The organism is Moorena sp. SIO3I6, from assembly GCF_010672095.1.
Genome location: NZ_JAAHHU010000476.1, coordinates 1 through 3,292 on the forward strand (window position 1 = coordinate 1; position 3,292 = coordinate 3,292).

General features: G+C 45.4%; 3 protein-coding genes. All 3 read right to left on the reverse strand.

Annotated elements, in window-relative coordinates; all coding sequences use genetic code 11:
- Positions 1-179: 179 nt before the first annotated feature.
- Entirely contained in the window at positions 180-620 is a 441-nt protein-coding gene (locus F6K49_RS38185; RefSeq protein WP_293105485.1) for a hypothetical protein, read from the reverse strand.
- A gap of 24 nt (positions 621-644) precedes the next feature.
- Positions 645-2,705 carry a baseplate J/gp47 family protein gene (locus tag F6K49_RS38190; RefSeq protein WP_293105489.1) on the reverse strand — a complete coding sequence of 687 codons (2,061 nt, stop codon included), beginning with the start codon at positions 2,703-2,705 and terminating at the stop codon, positions 645-647.
- 4 nt (positions 2,706-2,709) lie between these two features.
- On the reverse strand, positions 2,710-3,292 hold a 583-nt coding region (locus F6K49_RS38195; RefSeq protein WP_293105493.1), incomplete at its 5' end, for a GPW/gp25 family protein.

Below are 3,292 nucleotides of genomic sequence, written 5' to 3' on the forward strand. Positions count from 1 at the left end.
AACTCCTCAGTTTGATAACTGATACAATTGTTTCAACTGTAACTCCCAAACCAACTACGAACAAAGGATCTTTTCCACATCTGCTCATCCTTTTGTAAACAAATATTAATTTCGCCAGCCGTATCTTGCTAAGGGGGATTTAGGGGGATCCCCACCTCATGGGATAGAGAATTGCTACATTACTTATCTTCAATTACAATTTCCAAAGTAGACGACTTTTGGAACTGAATCTCTGCGCGTTCTACAATCGCAATGGGAATATTGTCCTGATAGGAGCTACCCTTGGCTCTGAGTTCAAGCTGATCAATCGTGTAGCTAGAATCTCCGAGAAAGCTTCGGAGTGCTTCCATTAACTTCTCCTGATTTTCCTTTGAAACTTGGCCATTGCTGATGAAAATCTTAAGGATTTCCTTGGCCAGATTGCCTGCCTTAGTCCTGATATCCACCAGCAGCAGAGTTTTCAATTGGTTATAATCCAGATTTTCTCCCACTGCTAGTTTGGGTAACTGCTCCAGAGAGGGAGTCACAATACTTGTAACTGCAGCTTTCATGGCACTCTTAAGTTGTGCTGGAGCAACAGTTTCGGGAACTGCAACCGCCGGAGTTAGCCTTAAATTCAAAGTAGCGATCGCAACCTCAACAACCTAGATATCGCTGGTAATGATAAACTTATCAGCATCACCTAACTGAGTTTTTTCAAATTTGTTTACCTGAATTTGCTTCTGGTCTCGGTCAATTCTATCCTCAGCATCTTCCCCATTAATAAACCGAAAATCCTCCAGTTTCCAATTAATATCTAGCACTGATTCTACGGTTTTTGCTTGCTTAACCAGCTGCTCAAGTTGAATATTTTCTTCTGGTTGGAGTTGCTCAAAATAAGCACTAACCTGCTCCTCAACCTGTTGGTAAATGTGCTGCTTCTCTTGTTGGGTAACTGTAACCGGTAGGATTAACTTCAATGCTCCAGTAATGGTGAGTAATCTCTCATAGAGAAATACCGAACTGAGCTGAGCCTGCTCCACAAACGTGACCTTAACGGTTTCGCCATCAAAGGGAATCCCTGGTTGCCAGAAGGAGGGAATTAACTTGATTGCTTCGATGGTGGTGATTGTTTCAATTCTTGCCTTAATCTCACTTTTAACCACTTCCTGGGATGGTTTGAAGTCAGCAAAATATTGTTTTAGCGCTGTTTCAATTGCCTGTTGTTTCTGGTCATCTAGTGCTTGAGCCTTAATTTGTAAGGCTACAAGCAGGGGTTTGATTTCTGAGGCAACGCGAACCGAGTGGGGGGTGAACTTTTCTAAGATATCTACTTCTAGCCGTTTCACTGGCGTTTCGGAGGATTTATAGTGCTGGGTAGACAGTTCAGTGCCTTCTGAATTACGAATACTGGTCGTGAGGGTAAAATCAACTAAATCATTGACACCGTTGCAGCCTAGTATCTTCCTCGTGAGTTGAGAGATCAGCAGGGGTTGACCCATTTTCTGGTCTTTGAGATGGGAGATAATTGTCTGCTGGACCTGTTCTTCCAACTGTAGCCGTTCCTCTGGAGACAGTTTCAGTTCTGGTTGGAGTTCAAGTTGGAATACCCCATCAACGTTCACTGCTGTCGCCGGTTTAAGTAATGGGTAGATTCCCGCTGCCTTAACTCGGTCAATTTCCTGTTTGAGCTGACTAACTTTCTCAAGATCTGTAAAATCAATGCCATCAACGAATATTTCAATAATGCCAAAGTCTTGCCGTGAAATAGGCCGCTCATTGCTAACCGTAAGAGTTACCCTATCAACCACTAACTCTTTCCAAGTTGCATTAGCCTGAGCTTCCCCAGCTGCTCCAGGAATACCAGCCTCTACCTCCACCTCCACTGCTGGATTTTGACCTGCTGAGAGGATTACCTCTTGAGTGGTGTGATAGTCTTTAGTTTTTGTGTCTGAGACTTGGAGTGTTATAGTTGTCCCTTTGGGAACCTTAAGCTCTTCAGTAAGGGACTCACGATGAGTAACCATTACCTTGCCCCTAGGGAAGTGGAAGTTTTCTCTAACTTGCACTTCCCTCACCCCAGGTAAACTCAACAGAGCATTCCGGATGGAAGTAGTATTACCGCCACTGGTCGCCAACAAGGTTTGCTTGGCTCGTTGGCGCAGTTGTTCGTCACTCTCCTGTAGTTTACCGGTAAATCCCAGGGTTTCTTGATTATTAACTGACTTCACCCCCACTACCGGCTGAGGCATCACCACAATGGTTTCAGCTTCAGTTTCCTCTGTTTTACCCCGTCGTAGAGCCTGGACTCTCACCTGGGCAGTGGTTTGGTCTTTGGAAATCTTGCCTTCTTCAATGGTCTTGTAGGCTTTTTTGGGAGACTCCTGGGTATCTTCCGTAGTAACTAGTGTACCTTTGGGAATAAAAATATCTTCATCAATGCCGATATCTCGCGTAAAGGTAACTTTTCCGGTAGCATAGTCCGGTTCTCCCCGCTTAATGCCTAAAATGGCAACGACTTTGTCAAGGTCAATGCCTTCGGCGGTATCCACAAAACCAGAGAGATATACCCGTTGCATCTGCTCGTAGAGGACGGCGAGTTCCCAAGCAAAAGATTCGTATAGAGTGCGCACCACACTGCCTTCTTGAAAATCAGTTAGTGTGGGAGGAGTGCGACTCTGCATGGCCTCGAACAGTTGAGCAAAGCCTTTTTTCTCAAAAACCATCAAATTACCCTCCAGGTAGGGAAAAGCTCAGGGTCAAGGGTGTTTCCTGGCCTACAGCTTTAAGGACTAAAGTTGCTACGAGTGTATAACGTTGCTGACGAGAGGGAGGCTCAAAATCTATGGCCTTGATTTCTTCTATCCGAGGTTCTTGAGCTAGACACTCACGGATATAGAGATTAGCAAGGGAGCGAAGACGATTATTATTTTGTTCACCCACTAACAGGTGGAGCCGTGACCCATAATTGGGATGTCCCAAAGCGGCAAGCTCCCCTTTACGGGTGTAAAGGCGATTGAGAATTGCCTGAGCCAAATTATCTAAACCTGTCGCTGTGGCCAAGTCACGATTGACACTTTGAAGGTCTACGAATTGTCGCTCAGAAATGAATTGTCCGCTGTGGCGGCGAGTGAATAATAAATCTTTTTCCATTTGGTGATGGGGAATGGGGAATGGGGAATCGGTAATCGGGAATCGGGAATCGGGAATCGGGAATCGGGAATCGGGAATCGGGAATCGGGAATCGGGAATCGGGAATCGGGAATCGGGAATCGGGAATCGGGAATCGGGAATCGGGAATCGGGAATCGGGA

Coding starts and splice junctions, on each gene's coding strand:
- F6K49_RS38190 (WP_293105489.1), bottom strand. CDS start 2,705: ATGGTTTTTGAGAAAAAAGGCTTTGCTCAACTGTTCGAGGCCATGCAG.